Source organism: Streptomyces sp. NPDC048258, assembly GCF_043201995.1.
In the GTDB taxonomy this organism is placed as follows: domain Bacteria; phylum Actinomycetota; class Actinomycetes; order Streptomycetales; family Streptomycetaceae; genus Streptomyces.
This window is the reverse complement of the sequence record NZ_JBICZH010000003.1, coordinates 658163-684310: the sequence shown is the minus strand read 5'-3', so window position 1 is coordinate 684310 and position 26148 is coordinate 658163. Positions and strand designations below refer to the sequence as shown.

Here is a 26148-nt window from a genome sequence, read left to right as displayed (position 1 = left end):
ACCTCTACAAGGAACGGAACACGGTCGAACGCCTGATCAACAAGCTGAAGGCCTGGCGAGGCATCGCCACCCGCTATGACAAGACACCTGAGAGCCACCTCGCCGGCCTCCACCTCCGCGCCGCAATGATCTGGATCGACGACCTGCTGAAGACCGCCGAATGATCACGACATCACACAGGCCCTAGGTAGACAAGTTTGTGGACGTCTATTCTCCCCAGCCGCTCCCCAGGGCACGTCACGCGCTCGATTTTTTGACGGTACAGATGCAAATCCAATAGGCGAGCGATGCGGTTAGTTGCCCAGTCTAGAGCCAATCCCGACGTTTGAAGATGAGGTACAAACTAATGCAAACTGCCGCCATCAGGGCAACTGCGAATGGGTATCCGAGCGCCCAGCGCAGCTCTGGCATGGCTTCGAAGTTCATGCCATAGATAGTTCCAACGAGTGTGGGTGCAAACAGAATTGCCGCCCAACTTGAGATCTTCTTGATTTCCTCGTTCTGTTCGAAGCCGGCTTCGGCCAGGGCGCGCATTTCGGCGTTCTGTTGTTGGGAGACCAGGGTGGCGTTCACCGTCAGGATTTCCGTGAGGGCCTGGCGGAAGCCGTCGACGCGTTCGCTGGTGTGGGTGACGTGGTCGGCCACATCGCGGAGGTAGCGCTGGAGTTCCTCGTCCGTGCCGTATTTGGCGAAGCCCGCCATCAGGCCGTGGAGCATGCCCACCAGGGGGCGGGTGGCGCGTTGGAACTCGACCATTTCGCGGGAGAGTTCGTAGATGCGGCGGGACACCGCCGGGTCGCCGCGGAAGACCTCGGTCTCGATCTCGTCGATGTCGGTCTGGACGCCTTCGACGACCGGGGCGTATCCGTCGACCACCGCGTCGAGGATGGCGTACAGGGCGGCCTCGGGGCCGAGGGAGAGGAGTTCCGGGGTCTCCTCCATGCGGCGGCGGACCGACGAGAGGTCCGGGGCGCCGCCGTGGCGGACCGTGATCAGGAAGTCCGGGCCGACGAAGATGTGGAGCTCGCCGAAGTCCACCTCCTCCTGCGCGTCCAGGTAGCGGGCGGCGCGCAGTACGACGAACAGGGTGTCGCCGTAACGCTCCAGCTTGGGGCGCTGATGGGCCTCCAGGGCGTCCTCGACGGCGAGTTCGTGGAGGTTGAACTCGGCAGCCAGGGAATGGAGTTCGGGTTCGGTGGGGCGGTGCAGGCCGATCCAGGCCATGCCGTCCGGCTCCTCGCGCAGCCGTCGGAAGGTGTCCGCCAGAGTGGTGGGGGAGGCGATGCGGCGGCCGTCGCGGTAGACGGCCGAGTCGATCACGCTGCGGTGGTTCGGGGGAGTGGGGGCCGGCGGGGCGGGCTGCGGAGCGGCCGGGGGTCGCGCCGGGGGTGTGTCGGCGGGGGAGGCGGGGCGACGCCAGCCCGTGCGCTTGCCGGCGGACGGCGAGGGGCGGCGGTCTGGGCGCTCCGACATCGCAGGTCTGCTCCCGGTCGAACGGTCGAACGTCTGTTTACGGGCAAGAGGCAGGATATACGGGAGAAAGGGGCGCCGGGTCGGGTGCCCTGGAGTTCGGCGGCCGGCTCCCTGGGTAATCGCCCCGACTTGCGGACAGAAGGTGTCCGCAAGGAGCGTTAGGTTGCAGTCATGGCCTCCAGGACAACGCATCCCGTACTCGACACCCGCGCACTGAACCGTGCCACGCTCGCCCGCCAGTTGCTGCTGAGCCGCGCCGAGATGTCCGCGCGGGACGCCGTCGCGCACCTCCTCGGACTCCAGGCGCAGAACGTGAAGCCCCCCTACTTCCAGCTCCACGCCCGCCTCGTCGGCTTCCGGCCCGCCGAGCTGGCCGGTCTCATGGAGTCCCGGGAAGCAGTCCGGATGGTCACCATGCGCTCCACCATCCACACGCACACCGCCCACGACGCCCTGACCCTGAGGCCCCTCGTCCAGCCCGCCCGGGACCGGGAGGTGAACTACTTCCGCAAGGGCCTCGCCGGGGTCGACCTGGAACGGCTCGCCGAGCTCGCCCGCGCCTTCGTCGAGAGCGAGCCGCGCACCATGGGGGAGATCCGCGAGGAGCTGCTCAAGGAGTGGCCCGACGCCGACCCGCAGTCCCTGTCCGTCGCCGCCCGGTGCCGGCTGCCGCTGGTCCAGGTCACGCCCCGCGGCGTGTGGGGGCGCAGCGGCGGAGTCCGCCTCACCACCGTGGAGAACTGGCTCGGTCACCCCGCCGGGGAGGCGCAGCCCGTGGACGAGGTCGTGCTGCGCTACCTCGCCGCCTTCGGACCCGCCTCCGTCAAGGACATGCAGGTCTGGGCCGGGCTCACCCGTCTCCGGGAGGCTTTCGAGCGGCTGCGCCCCGGCCTGGCCGTCTTCCGCGACGAGAACGGCGTCGAGCTCTTCGACCTGCCCGACGCGCCCCGGCCCGACGCCGACACCCCGGCGCCGCCCCGCTTCCTGCCCGAATTCGACAACCTCCTCCTCTCCCACGCCGACCGCTCCCGCGTGGTCGCCCCCGAGATCAAGGGGCGCACCTGGACGGGGAACCAGGCCCACCGCACCCTGCTCGTCGACGGCTTCCTCGGCGGACTCTGGAAGCAGGAGGGGAGTGCGGTCACCGTCGAGCTGTTCGGAAAGGTCTCCCCGGCGCTGAAGGAGGAGATCGCCGCCGAGGCCGAGCTGATGGTCGCCGCCATGGGCGGAGGACCCGAGGAACCCGGACGGGCCGCCGGGCGGGACCCGGGACAGGAACCCGGAAAGGACTCCGCGAAGGTCTCCGTACGCTTCGCGTCAATCCACGGCTGACGCCGCTCTGGTGGTCCGTACGGCGCACGCGGCACGATGCCTGGCATGACGACCGAGAGTGCGCAGACCGACAGTGCGCCGAACAGCGCCACCGCCCAGTTCCTGGCCGCCCGGGACTTCCTGCTGGAACGCCGCGGGGACTACGCGGGCGCCCACGCCGGATTCACCTGGCCACGACCCCACCGCTTCAACTGGGCCCTGGACTGGTTCGACCACATCGCCGCCGGGAACGAAGCCGACGCCCTGCGCATCGTCGAGGAGGACGGCACCAGCCAGGCCCTCTCCTTCGCGGAGCTGTCCGTACGGTCCGATGCGGCCGCGATCTGGCTGCGCGAGCAGGGGGTCGCCGCCGGGGACCGGGTCCTGGTCATGCTCGGCAACCAGCGCGAGCTGTGGGAGGTCGTGCTCGGCGCGATGAAACTGCGCGCCGTCGTCATCCCCGCCACCCCGCTGCTCGGCCCGGCCGACCTGCGCGACCGCATCGAGCGGGGCCACGTGCGCCATGTCATCGCGCGCGCCGCGGACACCGCCAAGTTCGACGAGGTACCGGGCACCTACACCCGGATCGCCGCTGGGCCCGAGGCCCCCACCGGGTGGCGGCGGCTGGAGGACATGTACGCGGCCGAAGGCGCCTTCACACCCGACGGCGAGACCCTCGCCACCGACCCGCTGATGCTGTACTTCACCAGCGGCACCACCGCCCGCCCCAAGCTCGTGGAGCACACGCACGCCTCGTACCCCATCGGGCACCTCTCCACCATGTACTGGCTCGGGCTGCGCCCCGGCGACGTCCACCTCAACATCGCCTCGCCCGGCTGGGCCAAGCACGCCTGGTCCAACCTCTTCGCCCCCTGGAACGCCGGGGCCACCGTGTTCGTCCACAACTACGCCCGCTTCGACGCCGAGCGGCTGATGGACGAGATGGACCGGCACGGCGTGACCACCTTCTGCGCCCCGCCCACCGTGTGGCGGATGCTGATCCAGTCCGACCTCACCCGGCTGGCCAGGCCCCCGCGCGAGGCCGTCGCCGCCGGCGAGCCGCTCAACCCGGAGGTCATCGAGAAGGTCCGCGAGGCCTGGGGCGTCACCATCCGCGACGGGTTCGGCCAGACCGAGACCACCCTCCAGGTCGGCAACTTCCCCGGGGTCCCCGTCAAGCCCGGCTCCATGGGCCGCCCCGCGCCCGGCTACGAGATCGTCCTCCTGGACCCCGCCACGGGCAAGGAGTCCCCCGAGGAGGGCGAGCTCTGCGTGGACCTGCGCGCGAAGCCCGCCGGCGTGACCACCGGCTACCGCGACGACCCCGAGCGCACCGCCGAGGCCATGGCGGACGGGCTCTACCGCACCGGCGACATCGCCTCGCGCGACGCCGACGGGTACCTCACCTACGTCGGGCGTTCCGACGACGTCTTCAAGGCCTCCGACTACAAGATCAGCCCGTTCGAGCTGGAGAGCGCCCTGCTGGAGCACGAGGCCGTGGCCGAGGCCGCCGTCGTACCGGCCCCGGACGCGCTCCGCCTCGCCGTGCCGAAGGCGTACGTCACCCTCGCCGCCGGCTGGGAGCCCGGGCCGGAGACGGCCCGGGCGCTGTTCGCGCACTCGCGCGCGGTGCTGTCCCCGTACAAGAGGATCCGCCGCATCGAGTTCGGCGAGCTCCCGAAGACCGTGTCCGGCAAGATCCGCCGGGTGGAGCTGCGGGAGCTCACCGCGGCCGGCTCGGCGGGGGAGTACGACGAGTCCGACGTGAACCTGGGCTGAGCCCGACCGACAGGCTGAGCCCGACCGACGGGACGTGGCTACGCGGGCAGGTGCGCCTCGATCGCCGCGACGACCTCGGGGGACTCGGGTTCGGTGCGCGGGCGGAAGCGCGCCACGACCTCGCCGGCGGGGGAGATCAGGAACTTCTCGAAGTTCCACTGGATGTCCCCCGCCTCGCCCTCGGCGTCCGGGATCTTCACGAGCTCCTGGTAGAGGGGGTGCCGGTTCTCACCGTTGACCTCGGACTTCTCCAGCATCGGGAAGGTGACGCCGAAGCCCGCCGCGCAGAAGGTCTGGATGTCGTCGGCGTTGCCGGGCTCCTGCTCGCCGAACTGGTTGCAGGGCACCCCGATGACGGTGAAGCCCTTCTCCTCGTACTTGAACTGCAGGCGGGCCAGCCCCGAGTACTGCGGGGTGAGACCGCACTGGGAGGCGGTGTTCACCAGCAGGATCGCCTTGCCCTTGTGGGCCCCGAGGCTGGTGGGCTCGTCGGACAGGCTGGTCAGCGGGATGTCGTAAAGGCTCATCGGGCTCTCCTGGCAGGAAGCGGATAACGCCTCCGAGCGTAGGCGATCCCCCGGCCGTGCTCCCGGGCGCGCCGACCTGCCCGTTACGCGCCCGTGCCGACCAGCTCGTCCGCCGGATCGTTGACCGGCTGCGGCATGCCCGTGAGGTCCATGACGAACAGCGGTATCCCCAGGTCGTCCGCGCGGGCGCGGGCGTCCTGCGTGTATCCGGCGAGCGCGAAGTAGACACTGGTCGCGGAAGCTGTGAGTCCGTTCAGCCAGACGCACTCCACCGCCCGCACCCCTGCCGGCGCGGTGGTCGGGTCCACCTGCGCGACCAGGCCCGGAGCCCGCAGGTCCACGGCCGCCGAGGGGATCGGCCGCCCGTCGGGCTGCCGTACGTCCTGGAAGCCGAGCCAGCGCAGGTACAGCGCGGCGGTGGCCACCGCGTCGCGGGCCGTACGGATGGTCACCGGCCGGAACGCGGGGCGAGGCACCGGCGCCGTCGGCGGCAGCGGTATGTGCGCCGGATGCGGGTCGCGCCCGTCGGCGGCCGGCCGGGACGGGTCCGCCGCCCCGGGAGACCCGTCCCGTACGCCGCCACCGCCCCGTGGCCCGACCTGATCCGCCCGGTCCGCCGGGTCCACCCGGTCCACCGGGTGGACGGGGTGAACGGGGTGAACGGGGTGAACGGGGTGCACCGGAATCCGCACCACCGTCCCGCACGACCCGCACCCCAGCTCGGGCTGCGGCCACTCGCTCTCCCGCCCGCAGGACTCGCAGCGCACCGCCACCCAGCTGTCCGACCAGGTCCGATGGGTCAGCGGATCGGGCGGCGCGGTCAGATCCAGCGGCGGATGGACCGGGCTCCCGCAGGCGCAGGGGAAGACCGGGGCGGTGTAGCCGTTCTCGCGCAGGCACGCCGGGCAGCGCACCGGTACCGCTTCCGCCATGAGACCTGGACCCCCTCCGTCGCTGTGCGTAGGTCCATGCTCCACCACCCGCCACCGTCGGGGCGAGCTTGCCCGCCAATTCCGGTGGATTCCCGCCAGAGGGCCGGTCATTTGTGCAACACACCGAGCGAGACGCGGCTTTTGGTGGCATCCGGGGTCCTGAAGCGCCTTGACGTCGGGGAAGCCGCCGCTTAGCTTGTTCCGTATAGCAGAACAAAACTTCCGGATGACGGAAAAGTCTGACGGCCAGACCCGCAGGAGAACCTGATGCCTCGTATGACAGCCGCCGCTGCCGCAGTTGAGATCCTCAAGCTCGAGGGTGTCGAACAAGCGTTCGGTGTTCCCGGTGCTGCGATCAACCCGTTCTACCGCGAGCTCAAGAACGTGGGCGGCATCAAGCACACGCTGGCCCGCCACGTCGAGGGTGCTTCGCACATGGCCGAGGGCTACACGCGTGCCAAGGCGGGCAACATCGGTGTCTGCATCGGTACCTCGGGCCCGGCCGGCACCGACATGATCACCGGCCTGTACTCCGCGATCGCGGACTCGATCCCGATCCTGTGCATCACCGGTCAGGCTCCGGTCTCGAAGCTCCACAAGGAGGACTTCCAGGCCGTCGACATCGCCTCGATCGCCAAGCCGGTCACCAAGAAGGCCACCACCGTTCTGGAGGCCGCGCAGGTCCCGGGCGTGTTCCAGGAGGCCTTCCACCTGATGCGCTCCGGCCGTCCGGGCCCGGTCCTGATCGACCTCCCGATCGACGTCCAGCTGACCGAGATCGAGTTCGACCCGGAGACCTACCAGCCGCTGCCGGTCTACAAGCCGCGCGCCAGCCGCGCCCAGGCCGAGAAGGCCCTGCGGTTCCTGCTGGAATCCGAGCGCCCGCTGATCGTCGCCGGTGGCGGCATCATCAACGCCGACGCCTCCGACCTGCTGGTCGAGTTCGCCGAGCTGACCAACATCCCGGTCATCTCCACCCTCATGGGCTGGGGCACCATCCCGGACGACCACGAGCTGAGCGCCGGCATGGTCGGCGTCCAGACCTCGCACCGCTACGGCAACGCGACCTTCCTCGAGTCGGACTTCGTCCTCGGCATCGGCAACCGCTGGGCCAACCGTCACACCGGTTACAACCTCGACGCGTACACCAAGGGCCGCAAGTTCGTCCACGTCGACATCGAGCCCACCCAGATCGGCAAGATCTTCGCCCCGGACTTCGGCATCGCCTCCGACGCCAAGGCCGCGCTGGAGCTCTTCATCGAGGTCGCGAAGGACCTCAAGGCCGAGGGCAAGCTGCCGGACTTCTCCGCCTGGGCCGAGTCCGCCCAGGAGCGAAAGGCCACCCTGCAGCGCCGTACGCACTTCGACAACATCCCCATGAAGCCGCAGCGCGTCTACGAGGAGATGAACAAGGCCTTCGGCCCGGAGACCCGCTACGTCACCACCATCGGTCTGTCCCAGATCGCCGGTGCGCAGATGCTGCACGTCTACAAGCCGCGCAACTGGATCAACTGCGGCCAGGCCGGCCCGCTCGGCTGGACCATCCCGGCCGCGATCGGTGCCGCCACTGCGGACCCGGAGACCCCGATCGTCGCCCTCTCCGGCGACTACGACTTCCAGTTCATGATCGAGGAGCTCGCGGTCGCCGCGCAGCACAAGGTCCCCTACGTCCACGTCCTGGTGAACAACGCCTACCTGGGCCTGATCCGTCAGGCGCAGGGCGGCCTGGGCATCAACTTCGAGGTCAACCTCGAATTCGAGAACATCAACACCCCGGAGATCGGCGTCTACGGCGTCGACCACGTCAAGGTCGCCGAGGGCCTGGGCGTCAAGGCGATCCGCGTCACCGACCCGAACGAGCTGGGTGCCGCCTTCGAGCAGGCCAAGAAGCTGGCCCAGGAGTTCCAGGTCCCGGTCGTCGTCGAGGCCATCCTGGAGCGCGTCACCAACATCTCGATGAGCAAGACGGTCGACATGAGCGACGTCACCGAGTTCGAGGAGCTCGCGACCGAGCCGGGCCACGCCCCGACCGCGATCAAGGCCCTCAAGGTCTGATCCGTAAGGCCTGATCCGCCCGCACTGCAGAACGGCCCCCGTCCCTCCTCACGGAGGGGCGGGGGCCGTTCTGCGTCAGCTGGTTGGGCTTCGGGGCCGAGGTCGGGGCCGGGGCTATGGGCGGGGCCCGAGCTCCGCGTCCACCGCGCCGGTCAGCAGCTCGCGGGCGCGCTCCAGGGTGAGGGAGCCGCTCAGCCAGCGCTCGCTGAGCCCCTCCACCAGGGCGGTCAGCCGCTCGGCGGCGTCCAGCGGCTCGACGTGCAGGTCGGCGAGGCCGGCCGCCTGGGCGTCCGAGACGGCGTCCGCCGTGTCCTGGGACCAGGAGCGGGTGGACTCGGCGAGGGTCTCGCGCAGGTCGGTGTCGAAGATGGCGCTGGCCCGCAGCTCGCCCCACGCGGTGCTGTTCTCGCGGACCCTCGGGGTGTCCTGGAGCTCGCTCAGCAGCAGCTGGAGCAGCGTGGCGCGGGCGTCCTCGGTGTCCTTCAGGGCCTCGTCGGTGTAGCCGGTGGCGCGGTCGCTGATGAAGGCCAGGGTGCGCCGGATCAGGCCGGCGCGGTCTTTGAAGTGGTAGTAGATCAGCGCGGTGGAGACCCCGGCCTCGGCCGCCAGCTCCTCGACGCGCAGGCCTCTGACGCCGCTGCGCGCGATGACGCGGACGGCTGCTTCCAAGATCAACGCCTGCCGGTCGGCCACTCTTGCCCGCACCTTTCGCTCGGTACCCCCTTGACTGAGCTTTCAGTCAGGTCCCACGATAGCTCCCACCCGACACCCTGACTCGATTTTCAGTCTTCACGATCCTGACTGAAATTTCAGTCAGGACGCCGCCGACGACCAACCGCACCGAGGGGAGCACGCCCATGCATCCGCGCATGCCCGCCGAATGGGCCGAACACGAGGCCTGCCTGATGGTCTGGCCGACCCGCCCCGTCCTGTGGGGCCCGGCCTTCGAGGAGGCCAAGCGCGAGTACGCGGCCGTGGCCCGCGCCATCGCCGACTTCGAGCCCGTGATCATGATCGCCGCGCCCGGCCTGGCCGAAGAGGCCCGCGCCGCGTGCGCCGCGGACACCGGCGGTCACGCCATCGAGGTCATCGAACTGCCCGCCGACGACTCCTGGCTGCGCGACTCGGGCCCGCTCTTCGCCTACGACGAGCACGGCGACAGGGTCGGCGTCGACTTCCGCTTCAACGCCTGGGGCGAGAAGCACCACCCCTGGACCGCCGACGACAAGCTCGCCGCCCTCCTCCTGGACCGGCTCGGCACCCCCCGCGTCCACTCCTCGATGATCCTCGAAGGCGGCGCGATCACCGTCGACGGCGAGGGCACGCTCATCACCACCGAGCAGTGCCTGCTGCACCCCAACCGCAACCCGAGCATGAGCCGCACCGGGATCGAGGACGAACTGGGCCGCCGTCTTGGCATCGAGAAGGTCATCTGGCTGCCCTACGGCGGCCTGGAGGACACCGAGACCGACGGCCACGTGGACGGCGTCGCCGCCTACGTCGGCCCCGCCAAGGTGGTCATCTCCCTCCCCGAGGACCCCGCCCACCCCGACCACGCCCGGATGCGCGCCAACCTCGCCGTCCTGGAGGCCTCCACGGACGCCCGCGGCCGCTCCCTGGAGATCACCGCCGTCCCGCAGACCGCCCACGGCGAGGTCGCGGGCACCCCCGTCGAGGTCGGCTACCTCAACTTCTACCTGGCCAACGGCGGTTGCGTCGTCCCGGTCGGCGGTGCCGCGGAGGACGAGGCGGCCCTCGCCGTCATCGCCTCCGCCCTCCCCGGCCGCAAGGTGGTCGGCGTACCGACCCCGGTCCTCGCCTACGGCGGCGGCGGCGTCCACTGCATCACCCAGCAGCTCCCCAAGGCGGTGCGCGCATGACCTCGTACGAACTCCTCACCTCCTACGGCTCCCCGCTCGGCTCCCCGGCCCGCACCGAGCCGGCCGAACGCGAGCCGCTGCGCGTCGGCCTCGTCCAGATGCGCTGGTACGCCGACGAGAACGAGCACGACGACCGCCTGCGCGAGGGCGTGGCCCTGGCCGCCGCCGAGGGCGCCACGATGGTCTGCCTCCCCGAACTCACCCGCAGCCCGTACTTCTGCACCACCGACGACCCGATGGCGCACGGCGCCGCCCGCCACCTCGAAGACGTCGACAGCGGCCCCACCGCCCACCTGGCCGCCGAGCTCGCCACCGACCTCGGCATCACCGTGCACGCCTCGCTCTACGAGCGGGCCGAGGACGGCGGCCTCGGCTACAACACCGCCGTCTGCGTCGCCCCGGACGGCAAGCTGATCGCCCGGACCCGCAAGAACCACATCCCCGCCTTCCCCGGCTACCGCGAGGACCTGTGCTTCCGGCCCGGCGACAGCGGGTTCCCGGTCGTCGCCCACGCCGGAGCCCGCTTCGGCTTCCCCACCTGCTGGGACGAGTGGTTCCCCGAACTCGCCCGCGCCTACGCCCTGCACGGCGCCGAGATCCTCGTGCACCCCACCGCCATCGGCTCCGAGGTGGACCTGCCCGACTTCGACACCCGCCCCCTGTGGGAGCACGCCATCAGCGCCAACGGCCTCGCCAACGCGCTCTTCATGATCGTGCCCAACCGCACCGGCACCGAGGGCCGCACCACCTTCTACGGCTCCTCCTTCATCTCCGACCCCTACGGCCGGGTCGTGCTCCGCGCCCCCCGCGACCGGCCCGCCGTCCTCGTCGCCGACCTCGACCTCGACCAGCGCCGCGACTGGCTGGAGTTCGGCCTGATGCGGGCCCGCCGCCCCGAGCTGTACGGGTCGCTCACCGAGCCCGTCACTCCGTAGGAACCCCGCCAAGGAGCGTGCATGCCGATCCCCTCACCCCGCCGCCTGGCCGGCCCCGCCGCAGCGGTCCTCGCCCTGATCCTGGCCGGCACGGGCTGCGCGGCCCCGGCCGCCGGCGCCGGCTCCACCGCCCTCCGCCTCTCCGCCGCGACTCCCCCCGCCCGCGGTGACATCGACGGCTTCACCTGGGCCCTCTACGCCGAACCGCCCGTCCTCGACTACCTCTACGCCTTCGACTACCCGCAGAACACCGTCCTCGCCAACGTCTGCGAATCCCTGATGCGGTGGACCCCGCAGCTCACCCTCGAACCGGGTCTCGCCGAGCGGGTCTCCCAACCCGACCCCACCACCTGGGTGTACGACCTGCGCCCGAACGTGCGCTTCCACAGCGGTGCCACCCTCACCGCCGACGACGCCGTCGCCAGCCTGAACCGCCACCTCGATCCGGAGCTCGGCTCCTACTGGGTCGAGGACTACAAGAACGTCGAGTCCGTCGAGAAGACCGGCCCGCTCCAGATCACCGTCCACCTCACCACCCCCGACGCGCTGTTCCCCCAGGCCATGGCCAACTCCGCCGGTACGGTCGCGAACGCCGTCACCATGGCGGAGCAGGGCAAGGCCTTCGGCACCGCCGACGGCGGCCTCGACTGCACCGGTCCCTTCCGGCTGGGGGAGTGGGAACAGGGCGCCTCGCTGCGCCTGGACCGCTTCGACGACTACCACGGCAAGCGCGCCAGGGCCGGCCACGTCACCTTCGTCTTCGTCCCCGACTCCGCCGCACGTACCAACGCCCTGCTCACCGGCGAGGTCGACGGCTCCTTCGCGGTCCCCCCGGAGTCCATGTCCCGCCTGCGCGCCGCCGACACCGGCCGCCTCTACTCCGGCGAAGGCCTCACCACCGTCAACCTCGCCGTCGCCGACCTCGGCGGCACCCTCGCCGATGTCCGCGTCCGCCGCGCCCTGATGCTCGCCCTCGACCGCGAGGGCTTCGCCAAGGGAGCCATGCGCGGAGCCGCCACCCCCACCAGCTCGCTCGTGGCCAAGGAGACCTGGCGCGGCGGACCGCCCGATCCCGATTCCGTGCACCGGGACCTGGAGCAGGCGAAACGCCTCGTCGACGAAGCCGGCGCCCGCGGCAGGAAACTCACCGTCGCCTCCAGCCCCCTCGGCCCGGACGTCGCCCTCCTCGCCGTCGCCGTGCAGGACGCGGGCCGTCGCATCGGCCTCGACGTGGAGATCCGCACGGTGGCGCCCGACGCCTTCACCGCGCTGTTCTCCGACCCGGAGGCGCGCAAGGGGCTCGACCTCTTCCCCTACACCTACTACCTCTCCGTCACCGACCCGCTGAGCATGTACGCGAACTTCCGCACCGGCCAGTTCGAGAACTACGCCGGATACAGCTCACCCGCGTACGACGCCCTGGCCGACGAGGCGAGCGCCGAGTACGACCCGGCCAGGCGCGCAGTGCTCACAGCCCGGCTCGCCAAGATGGCCTCCGACGAGGCGGTGTGCCTGCCGGTGGCCGAATACCCCGGCAGCGTCTACCTGGGCCGGCGCATCACCGGCGCCCCCACGACGATCTCGTACATGTACGCCCCGTGGGCCGCCGAAGTGGGGGCATCGTGATCCGCTTCCTCCTCAGACGGCTCGGCGAACTCCTCGCCACCCTCCTCGCCGCCTCCTTCCTCGTGTACGCCTCCGTCCGCCTCGCCCCCGGCAAGCCCGAGACCTTCCTGCTCGGCGGCCGCGGGTCCAACCCCCAGGCCCTGGCCGCGATCCGCGAGCAGTACCACCTCGACGACCCCTTCCTCGTCCAGTACGGAAAGTGGCTCGCCGCAGCCGTCAACGGCGACCTCGGCACCTCCGTCCAGTACCGCAGCGACGTCCTGGACCTGGTCTCCGCGCGTGTGCCGGTCACCCTCGCCCTGATCGGAATCTCAGCTTTCCTGGTGTGTGCCGGGGGACTGCTGTTCGGCCTGCTGGGCGCCGTCCGCGGCGGCCGCACCGATCAGGCCGTCCTCGTGGCCACCTCCGCCGCCGTCGCCACGCCGTCGTTCGTCGCCGCGATCCTGCTGCTCTCGCTGTTCTCCGTACGGCTCGGCTGGTTCCCCGTACTCGGCAGCGGCGAAGGCTTCCTGGACACCCTCCACCACCTCGCCCTGCCCGCGGTCGCCCTGGCCCTGCCCTTCGTCGGGGTACTCGCCCGCGTCACCAGGGCCGCCCTGCTGGAGCAGCTCGCCCAGGAGCACGTCACCGTCGCCCGCAGCCGGGGCATCCCCGAGCGGACCGTCGTACGCCGGCACGTGCTGCGCGGCGCGCTGGGCACCGTCCTCACCCAGGCCGGGCTCACCCTCTCCGGGCTGATGGTCTGCACGATCCTCGTGGAGTCCGCCTTCGGCCTCGGCGGTCTCGGCGAGTTCCTCGCGAAGTCCGTGACCGTGAAGGACTTCCCCGTCGTCCAGGCGATCTCCCTGCTGACCATCGCCCTCTTCGTCCTCGTCAACCTCGCCGTCGACCTCCTCCACCCCCTCATCGACCCCCGGGTCCGGCTCGGCGCGAGCGCCCGTCTTGGGAGCACCGCATGACCGCACTCCTGCTCCGGCCCACGGCGGCACCCCGCGGAGCGGGCGGCACCCGGCTCTACCGGGCCGCCCTCGGTTTCGCCGTCCTCGTCGTCCTGGTCGCGCTCGCCGCGCCCTGGCTCGCCCCGCACGACCCGAACGCCGTCGACTTCGGCGCCTCCCTCGCGAATCCCTCGTCCGAACTGCCGCTCGGCGGGGACATCAGCGGCCGTGACACCCTCTCCCGGCTGATCGCCGGAGCCCGCACCTCGCTCCTCGGTCCGCTCGGCGTCGTCGCCCTGTCCACGCTCCTCGGCGTGGCCGTCGGGGTCACCGCCGCCTGGCGCGGCGGCCTGCTCGACACCCTGCTCTCCCGCACCAGCGAACTCCTGCTGGCCTTCCCCGGCCTGCTCCTCGCGATGCTGCTCGTCTCCCTCTACGGCCGCGGCCTGACCGCCCCCGCGCTCGCGCTCTCCCTCGCCTACACGCCCTTCGTCAGCCGGCTCGCCCGCGGCCTCGCGCTCGCCGAGGCCGGCAAGCCGTACCTGGCGGCCTACCGGGTGCAGGGCTTCTCCGGCCTGTGGATCTGCGTACGCCACCTGATCCCGAACATCGCGCCCGTCGTCCTCGCCCAGTCCACCGTCACCTTCGGCTACGCCCTCCTCGACCTGGCCGCCCTGTCCTTCCTCGGCCTCGGCGTCCCGCCGCTCACCCCCGACTGGGGAGCCATGATCAACGACGGGCAGTCCGCGATCCTCGAAGGGGCCCCGCTCTCCGCGCTCGCCCCCTGCCTCGCGGTGATCCTCACCGTCGTCGCCTTCAACGTCGTCGGCGAGCACGTCGCCGACCGGGTCGCCGGGAGAACCCCATGAGCAACACGAGCCACGTGCTGGAGATCAGCGGCCTGCACCTGACCCTCCCCGGCCGCCCGCGCCCGGTCCTCGCCGGGATCGACGTGACCGTCGGCGCGGGGGAGACCGTGGCCCTCGTCGGGGAGTCCGGCTCCGGCAAGACCCTCACCTCCCGCTCCGCGCTCGCCCTGCTGCCCCCGGATGCCGAGGTGTCCGGAACGGTGAGGGTGGCGGGTGAGGACGTACTGACCATGGCCCCCGACCGGCTGCGCACCGTCCGCGCGACCACCGCCTCGATGATCTTCCAGGACCCGCGCGCCGCGATGGACCCCCTGCGCCGACTTGGCGACTTCCTCACCGAAGGCGTCCGGTACGCGTCCGCCAAGGCCCCCGACGGCCGCCTCGCCGAACTCCTCGACGCCGTCGGTCTGCCCGCACGCGTCCTGCGCCAGTACCCCCACGAACTCTCCGGCGGCATGCTCCAACGCGTCATGATCGCCGCCGCATTGCTGCCGCGCCCGCGACTGCTGCTCGCCGACGAACCCACCACCGCCCTCGACACCATCACCCAGGCCGAGATCACCACCCTGCTGGCCCGGCTGCGCGCGGAGCACGGGTGCGGGCTGCTCTTCGTCACCCACGACCTGGAACTCGCCGCCGCCATCAGCGACCGGGTGTACGTCATGTACGCGGGCCGTATCGTCGAAACCGGCCCGGCCGCCGCCCTGTTCGAGCACCCCCGGCACCCCTACACTGCGGCCCTGCTCGCCGCCACCCCCCGCCTCGACGCCCCGCCCGGCCCGCTCGCCGCGATCCCCGGCCGCCCGCCGGACCCGCGCACCGCCGTCGGCGGCTGCGCGTTCGCCCCCCGCTGCGCGCACGCGACCGATCTCTGCACCGCCGAAGTCCCGGCCCCGCGCTCGGGCGTGGCCTGCCACCACGGGGAGAGGCCGTCATGACCGCCGTACTGGAGGTGCGCGGCCTGTGCCGTGCCTATGGAGGGGTCCGCGCGGTGGACGGGGTGTCCTTCACGGTCCCGGCCGGCGGCGCGCTGGGCATCGTCGGCGCGTCGGGCTCGGGCAAGACGACCACGGCCCGGATCATCACGGGCCTGGAACGGCCCGACGCGGGAGAGGTTCTCGTACGGGGTCACGCGCGCGAGCCGGCTCCGAAAGGCCGGGCGGCGCGCCTGCGCCGGGCCCGCGAGGTCCAGCTGGTCTTCCAGGACCCCCTGCTGTCCCTGGACCCCCGGCTCCCGGCGGGCCGGGTGCTCCGGGAGACCCTGCGGCTGCACTTCCCGGACCGCGACCACCCGGCCCGCATCGCCGAACTCCTGGACCAGGTGGGCCTGGGCGAGCGGGAGGCCGCGGCCCGGCCCCGGGAGCTGTCGGGCGGCCAGCGCCAACGGGTCGCCATCGCCCGGGCACTGGCCGTGGAGCCGGCCGTGCTGGTGCTGGACGAGGCGGTCGCCGCCCTGGACGTCTCGGTGCAGGCGCAGATCCTCAACCTGCTGGCGGAGATCCGCGCCCGCACGGGTGTCGCGTACCTCTTCATCACCCACGACCTGGGTGTGGTCCGCGCGGTGACCGACGAGCTCGTCGTGATGGAATCCGGGCGGATCGTGGAACAGGGCCCGACCGCGTCGGTCCTGGCCGCTCCGGAGCACGCGTACACCCGGCTCCTGCTGGACGCCGTACCGCGCGGGCGATAGCTGGCCGATAGCGGGCAGGGGCAAGGGCGGGCATGACAAAGCGCCGAGTCACGGGACCGTCCGTGACTCGGCGCTCTGGTTGTTACCGCCCGACGGAGCGAGGCTGGCGCGACAGGACGTTCGCACCGCCGGGCGGAGCATGGGGGGAGGTGGGGCTCCTCCGCGTACAGGGGACTCTGTGCGTGGCCCCTGTACGGAGAGGAGCGGCCGGGACCGTGGCGGGCGGGCGACGAGAACTCCGGCGTCGTCTCCCTCAGGTCAAGAGACGGGCCTCGGAACCCATTACCACCGCACTGGCTCGCACGCCCGCCACGGTCCTCACGCGGCGCCGGCCGCACGGGCCGGCGCAATCTGCCCTTGCCGCGTACCACCCCTCATCCGGGTAAGCAGCTCGGGCGCGCACCCGGGGCCTGACCTCCCGTCAGGCCCCCGGTACAGCTGTGGGGCTCAGGCGTCGCGCAGGGTGCGAACGGCCTCCTCGACGCGCTTGCCGTAGTCGGCGTCCGCGGCGTGGAAGTGAGCCAGGTTCTTCTCGATGACGTCCTCAAGGGTGACCTGGGACAGGCCGCCGGCGATGTTCGCCACCAGACGCTGCTTCTCGGCCTCCGACATCAGGCGGTAGAGCTCACCGGCCTGGAAGAAGTCGTCGTCCTTGGTGTGGGCCGGGGCCTCGTGGGTGCCCGTGTAGCCGGAGACGGCCTTCGGGGCGCCGAGCGCCAGACCGGTCTCGGCCGGACCCTGGTACGAGTTGGGCTCGTAGTTCTTGTCGTGGCGCGAGCCATTGCGCAGCGCCATGACGCCGTCGCGGCCGTAGTTCTCGGCCTTCGTCGCCTTCGGGGCGTTGACCGGCAGCAGGGTGTGGTTCACACCGAGGCGGTAGCGCTGGGCGTCGGCGTACGCGAACAGGCGGCCCTGGAGCATCTTGTCCGGCGAGGCGGTGATGCCCGGGACGAAGTTGTTCGGGGAGAAGGCGGACTGCTCGACCTCGGCGAAGACGTTGTCCGGGTTGCGGTCGAGGACCAGACGGCCCACGCGCTGCAGCGGGTAGTCGCTGTGCGGCCACACCTTGGTGAGGTCGAACGGGTTGAAGCGGTAGTCCGCGGCCTCGGCGGCGGGCATGATCTGCACGTACAGGGTCCACGAGGGGTTCACACCGCGCTCGATGGCCTGGAGCAGGTCGGTCTGGTGCGAGTTGGCGTCCTTGCCGACGAGCTCGGCGGCCTGCTCGCCGGAGAGGCAGCGGATGCCCTGGTTCGTCTTGAAGTGGTACTTGACGAAGAAGGCCTCGCCCTGCTCGTTGGTCCACTGGTACGTGTGGGAGCCGTAACCGTTCATGTGACGGTACGACGCCGGGATACCGCGGTCACCCATCAGCCAGGTGATCTGGTGCGTCGCCTCGGGGGCGTGCGCCCAGAAGTCCCAGACGTTGTCCGGCTCCTGCTTGCCCGTGAAGGGGTCGCGCTTCTGGGAGTGGATGAAGTCGGGGAACTTGATCGGGTCCTTGATGAAGAACACCGGGGTGTTGTTGCCGACGAGGTCGTAGTTGCCCTCTTCGGTGTAGAACTTCAGCGCGAAGCCGCGCGGGTCGCGGACCGCGTCCGCACCACCCAGCGAGTCGGCGACGGTGGAGAACCGCAGGAAGGTCTCGGTCTTCTTGCCGACCGTGTTCAGGAACGCGGCGCTGGTGTACGCGGTGACGTCGTCGGTCACCTCGAAGTAGCCGTACGCGGCCGAGCCGCGGGCGTGCACCACGCGCTCCGGGATGCGCTCACGGTTGAAGCGGGCAAGCTTCTCAAGGAGCTGCTGGTCCTGGACCAGGAGCGGGCCACCGACGCCGGCGGTGGCGGAGTTCTGATTGTCGGCGACCGGGGCGCCGGACTCGGTCGTCAGCGTGCGCTTCGACATGGTGACCTTCCGTACGGGTAACTGCTGACGGAAAGTGTCTTCCGTCATGCGGAACAGCCTAATTTCGGCAGGAACTAAACGTCAACAGTTTGTTGAACGAAGTTGAAGAGAGGAAATCCGGACGGTGCCGGCGCTTGGGCGCGACAGGACAGGTGTCAGCACCGGCACCATCCGGAAACTCAGGTCCCCCGGTGACAGGGGGAGGGTGCTCGGCCCGCTCAGATCTGGGCGCCGGAGAGGCGCTCGACGGCGCGGAGCAGGGCCGAGTGGTCCAGGCCGCCGTCGCCCTGGGCGCGCAGCGAGGCGACCAGCTGGGCGACGACCGCGCCGACCGGGAGGGCCGCACCGACGTTGCGGGCGGCGTCGGTGACGATGCCCATGTCCTTGTGGTGCAGGTCGATCCGGAAACCGGGCTTGAAGTCGCGGTTCAGGAAGTTGTCCTTCTTGCGGGTCAGGACCGTGGAGCCGGCCAGACCGCCGTTGAGGACGTCCAGGGCGGCCTGGAGGTTCACGCCGGACTTCTCGAGGAAGACGACGGCCTCGGCGCACGCCTGGATGTTCACCGCGACGATGAGCTGGTTGGCGGCCTTCACCGTCTGGCCGGAGCCGTGCGGGCCGCAGAGCACGATGGTCTTGCCGAGGGCCTCGAGGACCGGCAGGGCCTCGTCGAAGTCGGCCTGCTCGCCACCCACCATGATCGACAGGACGGCCTCGATGGCGCCGGCCTCGCCGCCGGACACCGGGGCGTCGATGACGCGGATGCCCTTCTCGGCGGCGTTCTTCGCGAGGTCGATCGAGGTCTGCGGGGTGATCGACGACATGTCGATGATCAGCGCGCCGGACTTCGCGTTCTCCAGGATGCCGTTCTCGCCGTAGGAGATGGCCTCGACCTGCGGGGAGGCGGGCACCATCGTGATGATGACGTCGGCGTCCTTGACGGCCTCGGCGATCGAGCCGGCGGCGGTGCCGCCGGCGGCGGCCAGGCGGTCCAGCTTGTCCTGCTCCAGCGTGAAGCCGGTGACCGGGTAACCGGCCTTCAGGAGGTTCTCGGCCATGGGGGAGCCCATGATGCCGAGACCGATCCAGGCGATCGACGGGAGCGCAGCGGGGTTGCTCATGATGAGGGTCCTTCTCTTAATGCTTTGTACGAAAAGTGCGTGAGGTGCCTGGCTGATCGCCTGGACTTTGTCCGCCTACTGGGCGGCGCGGGCCCCGGCCGGCAGCCACGCGAAGGAGGCGGCAGCGTCCGCGGCCTTGTACTCGAGGCCTACGTAGCCCTCGTACCCGGCCTTCTTCAGCTGGTCGAGCAGCTCTTCGAGGGGCAGCTCGCCGGTGCCCGGAGCGCCTCGTCCCGGCTTGTCCGCGATCTGGACGTGCCCGGTCTTGGCGGCGTACTTTTCGATGACCTCGGAGAGGTCCTCATCGTTCATCGCCAGGTGGTACAGGTCGAGCAGGAACTTGGCGTTCCCGAGGCCGGTGGCCTCGTTCACCTTGTCCACGACCTCGATGCCGGCCGGGGCGCTCACCAGCGGGTAGAGCGGCGACTCGGGCTTGTTGAGGGTCTCGATCAGGAGGATCGCGCCGACGCGGTCGGCGGCCTGAGCGGCCACGACCAGGTTCTTCAGCGCGAGCTCGTCCTGAACGGCCGGGTCCACGCCTTCGACGCGGTTGCCGTAGAGGGCGTTGAGCGCCTTGCAGCCGACCGAGGCCGCGAAGTCGGCGGCCACGTTGATGTTGGCGTTGAAGCGCTCCGACTCCTCACCGGGAACCGAGACCGCGCCGCGGTCCGGGCCCGGCAGCTGGCCGGCGTAGAAGTTCAGGCCCACCAGCTGGGTGCCGGCGTCCTCAAGAGCCTTCTTGAGGGCGTCGAGCTCCGCCTGTGCGGGGGTGGGGGTCTCGATCCAGGGCCACCACAGCTCGACCGCCGTGAAGCCCGCCGCGGCGGCAGCCGCGGGACGCTCCAGGAGCGGGAGTTCCGTGAAGAGGATCGAAAGGTTTACATCGAAGCGCTGGTCCGTGTATCCCATGAGGGGTGTGCGCTCCTTCCGTATTGCGGAAGTTAGTTTCTGCTTGATGGAAGACTGCATCGAGGTTCGCGCGGCTGTCAAGTGCGGACTCCCGAAAAGTCCCTCCCGCCCGTCGCCCGACCGTCACCCCTCGAGGAGGCGCTGTCGCGCCGCCCCTGCCTGCCCGGTAGCTTGACCGCGTGCGATTGAGAGTGGAGTTCACGACCGAGCCCTTCGATCTCGAAGAGGCCCCTGCCCACGCCGTGGCCGCCCGAGAGGTCATCCAGAAGGCCCAGCTGGACGCGGTGGACGTCGGCCCGTTCGGCAACACCGCCGAAGGCGAGGCCGACCGGGTGCTGGCCGCGGTGGGCGAGCTGCTGCGCGACTCGCTGGAGGCCGGCGCGACGCGCGTGTCGCTCCAGGTCAACGTGATCGGGCGGGAGACGCCATGACCGAGCCCCGCGACCACCCGTTCATCACCGCGGTCAAGCCGCTCGTCGACGCCATGGGCGGCGAGCTGATGGATCCCGCCCAGGCGCAGCCCGACGACGTCGTGCTCAGCTGGGAGGGCCAGGACCTGCTGGCCGTGCGCCTGCCCCAGCTCTCGGACTCGCTGGACCACATCCTTGCGGCCCTGGAGCGCCGGCACGGCGTACCGTTGTCCCAGCTCGACCGCAAGACCAAGCAGGACGTCGTACGGATACTGGAGGCGCGGGGCGCCTTCTCCGTGCGGCACGGTGTGGAAACGGTCGCGGGTGCTCTGGGTGTAAGCCGTTTCACCGTCTACAACTACCTGAACAGGGACGCGGGCGCTCAGACGAAGGCCAACAAGAACAGCCAGAAGTGAAGCCAAGAGTGAACACTGTCTGACCCACGGTGACGAGCCGCCGCCCAATTCATCCGGGCGGCGGCTTTTGTGTACGGGAAGTTTCAACAAAGTGTTGACGCCGTGTTGTCGAGGGCGTTAGCTATGCGCAGCCCGTCAAAGCAACAACAGGCCACGGAGGCCTACCGTGACTTCGAGTCCGACCCCGGGTCTCACCCGGTTCAACGCCTTGGACGACAGCGCGGCCACGGCCGAGCTGCACGAGGTGTGCGCCAGCTCGGCATGGGTGAGCAAGCTGCTCGCCCAGCGCCCCTTCACCACCGTCGAGTCCCTGTTCGCCGCGAACGAGTCCGCCATGGCGGAGCTCACCGCGGAGGACCTGGGCGAGGCGATGGGAGGCCACGCGCCGATCGGCCGGCCGAAGCCGGGAGACCCGACCTCCGCCCGCGAGCAGCGTGGCATGGCCGGTGCCTCGGAGGAGCTCAAGAACGAGCTCCTCGAACTGAACCTGGCGTACCAGGAGAAGTTCGGCCACGTCTTCCTCATCTGTGCCACCGGTGCGACCGGTGAGTTCATGCGGGACGCGGTCAAGGTCCGGATCGACAACTCGCCGGAGCGGGAGCGAGAGATCGCCCGCGGTGAGCTCGTCAAGATCAACAAGATCCGCCTGACCCGCCTCGTCGAACTCGCAGAAGAAGGAGAGTGAACATGAGCACCGAGACCACCGCGTCGGTGTCCACGCACATCCTGGACACCAGCATCGGCAAGCCCGCCGAGGGCGTCGCCATCTCCCTGTCGGCCCGCACCGGGCTCGACGGGGACTGGGCGGCCCTGGGCGGCTCCGCCACCGATGCGGACGGGCGCTGCAAGGACCTGCCGGCGCTGCCGGAGGGCACCACCCACGTACGTCTCGACTTCGAGACCGAGACGTATTTCTTTGATAAGCACAGTTCCAAGAAGCAAGCCGAGGCGCAGCAGGACGCCCCCCGCGTAAGGGACAGCGGTGCGTTTTTCCCGGAAGTGACGATCACCTTCGCGGTCACTCCTGGCGAGCATTACCACGTACCGCTGCTGCTCAACCCGTTCGGCTACTCCGTTTACCGAGGGAGCTAGCATGGCCACGATTCTGGGCCAGAACCAGTACGGCAAAGCAGAGAACCGCGTCGTCAAGATCACGCGGGACGGCGACACGCACCACATCAAGGACCTGAACGTCTCGGTCGCCCTCTCCGGCGACATGGACGACGTCCACTACTCCGGCTCGAACGCCAACGTCCTGCCGACGGACACCACCAAGAACACGGTGTACGCGTTCGCCAAGGAGTACGGCATCGAGTCCGCCGAGCAGTTCGGCATCCACCTGGCGCGCTGGTTCGTGAACAGCCAGGAGCCGATCCAGAAGGCGCGCATCCGGATCGAGGAGTACGCCTGGGACCGGATCGCCACCTCGGACGCCAACTCCAAGTTCATCGGCTCCGACGAGGTGAACCACTCCTTCGTCCGCCAGGGCGCGGAGACCCGCGTCACCCAGATCACGTACGACGGTCAGAACTGGGAGGTCGTCTCCGGCCTCAAGGACCTGGTCGTCATGAACTCCACGAACTCCGAGTTCTGGGGTTACGTGAAGGACAAGTACACGACGCTGAAGGAGGCCTACGACCGGATCCTGGCCACCCAGGTGTCGGCTCGCTGGCGCTTCAACTGGTCGGACGACGAGCAGCGGATGCCCAACTGGGAGAAGTCCTACGCCGAGACCCGGAAGCACATGCTCCAGGCCTTCGCGGAGACCTACTCCCTCTCGCTGCAGCAGACCCTGTACCAGATGGGTTCGCGCATCATCAACCACCGTTCGGAGATCGACGAGGTCCGCTTCTCGCTCCCGAACAAGCACCACTTCCTCGTGGACCTTGAGCCCTTCGGCCTCAAGAACGACAACGAGGTGTACTTCGCCGCGGACCGCCCGTACGGTCTGATCGAGGCCACTGTTCTCCGGGACGGCGTCGACGCCCGCATCCCCGTGGACATGACCAACCTCTGACGCGGCACGCGCGTCCCGGGGCTCCGCAGTGGCCCCGGGACGGCGCGACACTCTTCAGCTTCCTGAATCGGCACCCGGAGCATCACACGGGGCGGCAGTACTGTCAGCTGTCAAGGCCCCCGGTTCCGGCACTCAAATCTCCTGGGCCTTGCCGTGCCCGTACCGCCACTGAAAGCACGAGGAAGTCCCATGGCAGCATCGGCAGCCCCTGACAGCGCGGTCGAGCGCATCGTCATCGAGAACTGTGCGATCGCGACCGTCGACGCGAACGACACCGAGTACGCCTCGGGCCACGTCGTCGTCGCCGGCAACAAGATCGAGTCGATCGGCGCGGGCAAAGCCCCCGAGAACCTCGAGAACGTGGTCCGCCGCATCGACGGCACAGGGCACCTCGTGACCCCGGGTCTGGTCAACACGCACCACCACTTCTACCAGTGGATCACGCGTGGTCTGGCCACCGACCACAACCTCTTCAACTGGCTCGTCGCGCTGTACCCGACCTGGGCGCGCATCGACGAGCAGATGACGTACACGGCCGCCCAGGGCTCCCTGGCGATGATGGCCAAGGGCGGCGTCACCACCGCCATGGACCACCACTACGTCTTCCCCAAGGGCTCCGGCGACCTCTCCGGCTCGATCATCCGCGCCGCGTCCGAGATGGGTGTCCGCTTCACCCTCGCCCGCGGCTCGATGGACCGCAGCGAGAAGGACGGCGGCCTGCCGCCGGACCACGCCGTCGAGACCCTCGAAGGCGCGCTCGCCGACACCGAGGCGACCGTCAAGAAGCACCACGACTACTCCTTCGACGCGATGACCCAGGTCGCCGTCGCCCCGTGCTCCCCCTTCTCGGTCTCCACCGAGCTGCTGAAGCAGGGCGCCGAGCTGGCCCGCCGCCTGGGTGTGCGCATGCACACGCACGGCTCGGAGACCGTCGAGGAAGAGCAGTTCTGCAAGGAACTGTTCGGCATGGGCCCGACCGACTACTTCGAGTCGACCGGCTGGCTCGGCGAGGACGTGTGGATGGCGCACAGCGTCCACATGAACGACTCCGACATCGCGGCGTTCGCCCGTACCAAGACCGGTGTGGCGCACTGCCCGTCCTCCAACGCCCGCCTGGCCGCCGGCATCGCCCGCGTCCCGGACATGCTCGCCGCCGGTGTCCCGGTCGGCCTCGGCGTGGACGGCACCGCCTCCAACGAGTCCGGTGAGCTGCACACCGAGCTGCGCAACGCGCTGCTGATCAACCGCCTGAACCCGGTCCACCGCGAGCGCGCCCTGAACGCGCGCCAGGCGCTGCGCCTGGGTACGTACGGAGGCGCCCAGGTGCTCGGCCGCGCCGACAGCATCGGCTCGCTGGAGGTCGGCAAGTGCGCCGACCTGGTGATGTGGAACCTGAACACGCTGGCTCACTCCTCCATCGCCGACCCGGTCACCGCGCTGGTCTTCGGCGCGGCCGCCCCGGTGACCCTCTCGCTGGTCAACGGCAAGCAGATCGTCGAGAACAACCGACTGCTCTTCGCCGACGAGGACGCCATCGCGGTGTCCACGCGGGAAGAGGCCCAGCGCCTCGCGCGGATCACCGCGCAGGCCTGATCCCCATGAGTCCGGCCGGGGGGGACGGCCCCCGGCCGGCAGCCGCGGACCCGAGCGGGGTCCGTCGGCAGCCGTTCCCGGGAAGCGCCTGATCTTTGAGGGCGTTCCCGGGAGCGGTGACTCGTGCCACCGGCTTGATCGTCGCGGAACCGACTCGGGCGAATCGTTTCTGCATGTGCCCTCACAACTGAATACGAGCTCGACTCGCACAGCTTTCGCACCACCTCCAAGACACCCACGTCCCCGCCGACGTGTTACCCGACCGGAGGAAGCCGTGGCCGCAACGCCCAGGTTTCGCAAAGATGCAGTCGCAGTACCGGAGGAGAAACACCCGGTCGACGAGACCCTGCCTCCGCTGAAAATGTTCACGAGCGGCCTCCAGCACGTGGCCGCCATGTACGCGGGTGTCGTCGCCCCGCCCATGATCGTCGGCCCCGCCGTCGGCCTCTCCGCCACCGAGACCGCCTTCCTGATGGGCGCCTCGCTCTTCACCGCAGGGCTCGCGACCCTCCTCCAGACCCTCGGCTTCTGGAAGATCGGCGCCAAACTCCCCTTCGTCAACGGCGTCTCCTTCGCCGGTGTGACCCCGATGATCGCGATCGGCAAGGGGGAGGGAGCGGATGCCGTCCCCATCATCTTCGGCGCGATCATCGTCGCCGGAGTCGTCGGCTTCTTCGCCGCCCCCTACTTCGGCAAACTGGTCCGGTTCTTCCCGCCGGTCGTGACGGGTACGGTCATCACCCTGATCGGCGTCTCCCTCCTGCCCGTCGCCTTCAACTGGTCGCAGGGCGGGAACAGCACGGCCACCGACTACGGCTCGATGAAGAACATCGGGATGGCGGCCGTCACCCTGGTCATCGTCCTGCTGATGCGCAAGTTCCTGCGCGGTTTCCTCCAGCAGATATCCATCCTGCTCGGCCTGGTCGCGGGCACGCTGATCGCCCTCCCGCTGGGCATGACCAGCTTCGACGCCGTCAAGAACGCCTCGGTGATCGGCTTCCCGACCCCGTTCCACTTCGGCGCTCCGCAGTTCCAGGTCGCCGCCATCGTCTCGATGTGCATCGTCATGCTCGTCTGCATGACCGAGTCCACCGCCGACATCCTGGCGCTGGGCAAGATCGTCGGGCGTCCGGCGGACGCGAAGACCATCGAGGGAGGCCTGCGCGCCGACACCCTCGGCAGCGCGATCAGCCCGCTCTTCAACGGCTTCATGTGCAGCGCCTTCGCCCAGAACATCGGCCTGGTCGCCATGACCAAGGTGCGCAGCCGGTTCGTCGTCGCCGCCGGCGGAGGCATCCTGATCCTGCTGGGCCTGTGCCCGATGGCGGCCTCCGTCATCGGCGTCGTCCCGCTGCCCGTCCTCGGCGGCGCCGGCATCGTGCTCTTCGGCTCGGTCGCGGCGAGCGGCATCCAGACCCTGGCCGGCGCGGCCATGGAGAAGGGCGAGAACGCCCTGATCGTCGCCGCCTCGGTGGGCATCGGCCTGATCCCCATCGCCGCGCCGGAGTTCTACCACGCCTTCCCGAAGGACCTGTTGGTCGTCCTCGACTCCGGCATCAGCACCGGCTGCGTGGTGGCGATCCTGCTCAACCTGGCCTTCAACCACCTCGGTGCCGGGAAGGGCGCGGCCGAGGCCGCCCCGGACCCGGTCCCGGTGCACTGACCGGACCGTACGGCGGTGGGGGGGCCCCCCCCCCCCGGGGGGGGGGGGGGCCCCCCCCCCCGCGGGGCCGGGGGGGGGCGGGGGGGGGGGGGGGACCACCCC

At 70.1% G+C, this 26148-nt stretch carries 24 protein-coding genes and 1 pseudogene; 18 read left to right on the top strand and 7 right to left on the bottom strand.

Annotation, left to right across the window (positions count from 1 at the left end):
* A pseudogene (locus ACGFYQ_RS10630) lies at window positions 1–164 on the top strand (IS5/IS1182 family transposase); the annotation flags it as partial.
* A gap of 142 nt (window positions 165–306) precedes the next feature.
* Here the strand turns inward: ACGFYQ_RS10630 and ACGFYQ_RS10625 are convergent.
* Complete coding sequence (locus ACGFYQ_RS10625) at window positions 307–1473, bottom strand: magnesium and cobalt transport protein CorA (protein ID WP_393742095.1); 1167 nt, start codon at window positions 1471–1473, stop codon at window positions 307–309.
* Window positions 1474–1644: 171 nt separating this feature from the next.
* Here ACGFYQ_RS10625 and ACGFYQ_RS10620 point away from each other — a divergent pair, with 171 nt between their 5' ends.
* Together ACGFYQ_RS10620 and ACGFYQ_RS10615 are read left to right on the top strand one after the other, a co-directional pair.
* Window positions 1645–2805, top strand: a complete 1161-nt coding sequence (locus ACGFYQ_RS10620) for a winged helix DNA-binding domain-containing protein (protein ID WP_393742093.1) — start codon at window positions 1645–1647, stop codon at window positions 2803–2805.
* Between the two features lie 45 nt (window positions 2806–2850).
* On the top strand, window positions 2851–4563 hold the full coding sequence (locus tag ACGFYQ_RS10615) for an AMP-binding protein (RefSeq protein WP_393742091.1): 1713 nt from the start codon (window positions 2851–2853) through the stop codon (window positions 4561–4563).
* A 38-nt stretch (window positions 4564–4601) separates the two neighbouring features.
* Here ACGFYQ_RS10615 and ACGFYQ_RS10610 read toward each other — a convergent pair whose 3' ends face one another.
* Window positions 4602–5090, bottom strand: a complete 489-nt coding sequence (locus ACGFYQ_RS10610) for a glutathione peroxidase (RefSeq protein WP_393742089.1) — start codon at window positions 5088–5090, stop codon at window positions 4602–4604.
* An 83-nt stretch (window positions 5091–5173) separates the two neighbouring features.
* Complete coding sequence (locus ACGFYQ_RS10605; protein WP_393742087.1) at window positions 5174–6022, bottom strand: hypothetical protein; 849 nt, start codon at window positions 6020–6022, stop codon at window positions 5174–5176.
* 267 nt (window positions 6023–6289) lie between these two features.
* On the opposite strand from ACGFYQ_RS10605, the gene gcl reads away from it, so the two are divergent.
* A complete protein-coding gene (gcl, locus tag ACGFYQ_RS10600; protein ID WP_393742085.1) occupies window positions 6290–8077 on the top strand; it encodes a glyoxylate carboligase in 1788 nt (595 codons plus the stop codon).
* Window positions 8078–8191: 114 nt separating this feature from the next.
* Here gcl and ACGFYQ_RS10595 read toward each other — a convergent pair whose 3' ends face one another.
* Entirely contained in the window at window positions 8192–8770 is a 579-nt protein-coding gene (locus ACGFYQ_RS10595) for a TetR/AcrR family transcriptional regulator (RefSeq protein ID WP_393742084.1), read from the bottom strand.
* A gap of 164 nt (window positions 8771–8934) precedes the next feature.
* On the opposite strand from ACGFYQ_RS10595, the gene ACGFYQ_RS10590 reads away from it, so the two are divergent.
* Genes ACGFYQ_RS10590 through ACGFYQ_RS10560 form a run of 7 tightly spaced genes read left to right on the top strand, consistent with a single transcriptional unit; the run spans window position 8935 to window position 16015 of the window.
* On the top strand, window positions 8935–9957 hold the full coding sequence (locus tag ACGFYQ_RS10590) for an agmatine/peptidylarginine deiminase (RefSeq protein ID WP_393742082.1): 1023 nt from the start codon (window positions 8935–8937) through the stop codon (window positions 9955–9957).
* Entirely contained in the window at window positions 9954–10892 is a 939-nt protein-coding gene (locus tag ACGFYQ_RS10585) for a nitrilase-related carbon-nitrogen hydrolase (RefSeq protein WP_393742080.1), read from the top strand. The genes ACGFYQ_RS10590 and ACGFYQ_RS10585 overlap by 4 nt, the downstream gene beginning before the upstream one ends.
* Before the next feature lie 21 nt (window positions 10893–10913).
* On the top strand, window positions 10914–12518 hold the full coding sequence (locus tag ACGFYQ_RS10580) for an ABC transporter substrate-binding protein (protein ID WP_393742078.1): 1605 nt from the start codon (window positions 10914–10916) through the stop codon (window positions 12516–12518).
* On the top strand, window positions 12515–13477 hold the full coding sequence (locus ACGFYQ_RS10575; protein WP_393742076.1) for an ABC transporter permease: 963 nt from the start codon (window positions 12515–12517) through the stop codon (window positions 13475–13477). Before ACGFYQ_RS10580 ends, ACGFYQ_RS10575 begins: the two co-directional genes overlap by 4 nt.
* Complete coding sequence (locus ACGFYQ_RS10570; RefSeq protein ID WP_393742074.1) at window positions 13474–14325, top strand: ABC transporter permease; 852 nt, start codon at window positions 13474–13476, stop codon at window positions 14323–14325. The genes ACGFYQ_RS10575 and ACGFYQ_RS10570 overlap by 4 nt, the downstream gene beginning before the upstream one ends.
* Window positions 14322–15263 carry an ABC transporter ATP-binding protein gene (locus ACGFYQ_RS10565; protein WP_393742072.1) on the top strand — a complete coding sequence of 314 codons (942 nt, stop codon included), beginning with the start codon at window positions 14322–14324 and terminating at the stop codon, window positions 15261–15263. The genes ACGFYQ_RS10570 and ACGFYQ_RS10565 overlap by 4 nt, the downstream gene beginning before the upstream one ends.
* Window positions 15260–16015, top strand: coding sequence for an ABC transporter ATP-binding protein (locus ACGFYQ_RS10560; protein WP_393742070.1), 756 nt, complete (start codon window positions 15260–15262; stop codon window positions 16013–16015). Before ACGFYQ_RS10565 ends, ACGFYQ_RS10560 begins: the two co-directional genes overlap by 4 nt.
* Window positions 16016–16462: 447 nt before the next feature.
* Here ACGFYQ_RS10560 and ACGFYQ_RS10555 read toward each other — a convergent pair whose 3' ends face one another.
* The 3 genes from ACGFYQ_RS10555 to ACGFYQ_RS10545 form a co-directional block, all read right to left on the bottom strand.
* On the bottom strand, window positions 16463–17920 hold the full coding sequence (locus ACGFYQ_RS10555; RefSeq protein WP_393742151.1) for a catalase: 1458 nt from the start codon (window positions 17918–17920) through the stop codon (window positions 16463–16465).
* Between the two features lie 218 nt (window positions 17921–18138).
* On the bottom strand, window positions 18139–19038 hold the full coding sequence (locus ACGFYQ_RS10550; RefSeq protein WP_393742068.1) for a 2-hydroxy-3-oxopropionate reductase: 900 nt from the start codon (window positions 19036–19038) through the stop codon (window positions 18139–18141).
* Between the two features lie 75 nt (window positions 19039–19113).
* The gene (locus ACGFYQ_RS10545; RefSeq protein WP_393742066.1) at window positions 19114–19947 is read right to left on the bottom strand and encodes a TIM barrel protein; all 834 of its coding nucleotides are present in this window, start codon (window positions 19945–19947) and stop codon (window positions 19114–19116) included.
* 179 nt (window positions 19948–20126) lie between these two features.
* Between ACGFYQ_RS10545 and ACGFYQ_RS10540 the strand changes: the two genes are divergently transcribed.
* The 7 genes from ACGFYQ_RS10540 (at window position 20127) to ACGFYQ_RS10510 (ending at window position 26046) form a co-directional block, all read left to right on the top strand.
* Window positions 20127–20378 carry a thiamine-binding protein gene (locus ACGFYQ_RS10540; RefSeq protein WP_393742064.1) on the top strand — a complete coding sequence of 84 codons (252 nt, stop codon included), beginning with the start codon at window positions 20127–20129 and terminating at the stop codon, window positions 20376–20378.
* Window positions 20375–20773, top strand: coding sequence for a helix-turn-helix domain-containing protein (locus ACGFYQ_RS10535; RefSeq protein WP_393742062.1), 399 nt, complete (start codon window positions 20375–20377; stop codon window positions 20771–20773). Before ACGFYQ_RS10540 ends, ACGFYQ_RS10535 begins: the two co-directional genes overlap by 4 nt.
* A 166-nt stretch (window positions 20774–20939) precedes the next feature.
* On the top strand, window positions 20940–21458 hold the full coding sequence (gene uraD / locus ACGFYQ_RS10530; RefSeq protein ID WP_393742060.1) for a 2-oxo-4-hydroxy-4-carboxy-5-ureidoimidazoline decarboxylase: 519 nt from the start codon (window positions 20940–20942) through the stop codon (window positions 21456–21458).
* Between the two features lie 2 nt (window positions 21459–21460).
* A complete protein-coding gene (gene uraH / locus ACGFYQ_RS10525) occupies window positions 21461–21865 on the top strand; it encodes a hydroxyisourate hydrolase (protein WP_362052715.1) in 405 nt (134 codons plus the stop codon).
* Between the two features lies 1 nt (window position 21866).
* Window positions 21867–22790: a factor-independent urate hydroxylase gene (gene pucL / locus ACGFYQ_RS10520; RefSeq protein WP_393742057.1), complete on the top strand. Its 924-nt coding sequence runs from the start codon at window positions 21867–21869 to the stop codon at window positions 22788–22790.
* A 189-nt stretch (window positions 22791–22979) separates the two neighbouring features.
* Window positions 22980–24383 (top strand): 8-oxoguanine deaminase, encoded by a 1404-nt coding sequence (locus tag ACGFYQ_RS10515; protein WP_393742055.1) that lies wholly within the window; start codon window positions 22980–22982, stop codon window positions 24381–24383.
* A 274-nt stretch (window positions 24384–24657) separates the two neighbouring features.
* Complete coding sequence (locus ACGFYQ_RS10510) at window positions 24658–26046, top strand: nucleobase:cation symporter-2 family protein (protein WP_393742053.1); 1389 nt, start codon at window positions 24658–24660, stop codon at window positions 26044–26046.
* Window positions 26047–26148: the final 102 nt, after the last annotated feature.

What these genes read in the sequence shown, in the direction of transcription:
- ACGFYQ_RS10535 (WP_393742062.1), top strand. Translation starts at nt 20,375, where the DNA reads ATGACCGAGCCCCGCGACCACCCGTTCATCACCGCGGTCAAGCCGCTC.
- ACGFYQ_RS10560 (WP_393742070.1), top strand. Translation starts at nt 15,260, where the DNA reads ATGACCGCCGTACTGGAGGTGCGCGGCCTGTGCCGTGCCTATGGAGGG.
- ACGFYQ_RS10610 (WP_393742089.1), bottom strand. Translation starts at nt 5,090, where the DNA reads ATGAGCCTTTACGACATCCCGCTGACCAGCCTGTCCGACGAGCCCACC.
- ACGFYQ_RS10625 (WP_393742095.1), bottom strand. Translation starts at nt 1,473, where the DNA reads ATGTCGGAGCGCCCAGACCGCCGCCCCTCGCCGTCCGCCGGCAAGCGC.
- ACGFYQ_RS10620 (WP_393742093.1), top strand. Translation starts at nt 1,645, where the DNA reads ATGGCCTCCAGGACAACGCATCCCGTACTCGACACCCGCGCACTGAAC.
- uraH (WP_362052715.1), top strand. Translation starts at nt 21,461, where the DNA reads ATGAGCACCGAGACCACCGCGTCGGTGTCCACGCACATCCTGGACACC.
- ACGFYQ_RS10580 (WP_393742078.1), top strand. Translation starts at nt 10,914, where the DNA reads ATGCCGATCCCCTCACCCCGCCGCCTGGCCGGCCCCGCCGCAGCGGTC.
- pucL (WP_393742057.1), top strand. Translation starts at nt 21,867, where the DNA reads ATGGCCACGATTCTGGGCCAGAACCAGTACGGCAAAGCAGAGAACCGC.
- ACGFYQ_RS10570 (WP_393742074.1), top strand. Translation starts at nt 13,474, where the DNA reads ATGACCGCACTCCTGCTCCGGCCCACGGCGGCACCCCGCGGAGCGGGC.
- gcl (WP_393742085.1), top strand. Translation starts at nt 6,290, where the DNA reads ATGCCTCGTATGACAGCCGCCGCTGCCGCAGTTGAGATCCTCAAGCTC.
- ACGFYQ_RS10565 (WP_393742072.1), top strand. Translation starts at nt 14,322, where the DNA reads ATGAGCAACACGAGCCACGTGCTGGAGATCAGCGGCCTGCACCTGACC.
- ACGFYQ_RS10615 (WP_393742091.1), top strand. Translation starts at nt 2,851, where the DNA reads ATGACGACCGAGAGTGCGCAGACCGACAGTGCGCCGAACAGCGCCACC.
- ACGFYQ_RS10555 (WP_393742151.1), bottom strand. Translation starts at nt 17,920, where the DNA reads ATGTCGAAGCGCACGCTGACGACCGAGTCCGGCGCCCCGGTCGCCGAC.
- ACGFYQ_RS10585 (WP_393742080.1), top strand. Translation starts at nt 9,954, where the DNA reads ATGACCTCGTACGAACTCCTCACCTCCTACGGCTCCCCGCTCGGCTCC.
- ACGFYQ_RS10550 (WP_393742068.1), bottom strand. Translation starts at nt 19,038, where the DNA reads ATGAGCAACCCCGCTGCGCTCCCGTCGATCGCCTGGATCGGTCTCGGC.
- ACGFYQ_RS10545 (WP_393742066.1), bottom strand. Translation starts at nt 19,947, where the DNA reads ATGGGATACACGGACCAGCGCTTCGATGTAAACCTTTCGATCCTCTTC.
- ACGFYQ_RS10515 (WP_393742055.1), top strand. Translation starts at nt 22,980, where the DNA reads ATGGCAGCATCGGCAGCCCCTGACAGCGCGGTCGAGCGCATCGTCATC.
- ACGFYQ_RS10605 (WP_393742087.1), bottom strand. Translation starts at nt 6,022, where the DNA reads ATGGCGGAAGCGGTACCGGTGCGCTGCCCGGCGTGCCTGCGCGAGAAC.
- ACGFYQ_RS10590 (WP_393742082.1), top strand. Translation starts at nt 8,935, where the DNA reads ATGCATCCGCGCATGCCCGCCGAATGGGCCGAACACGAGGCCTGCCTG.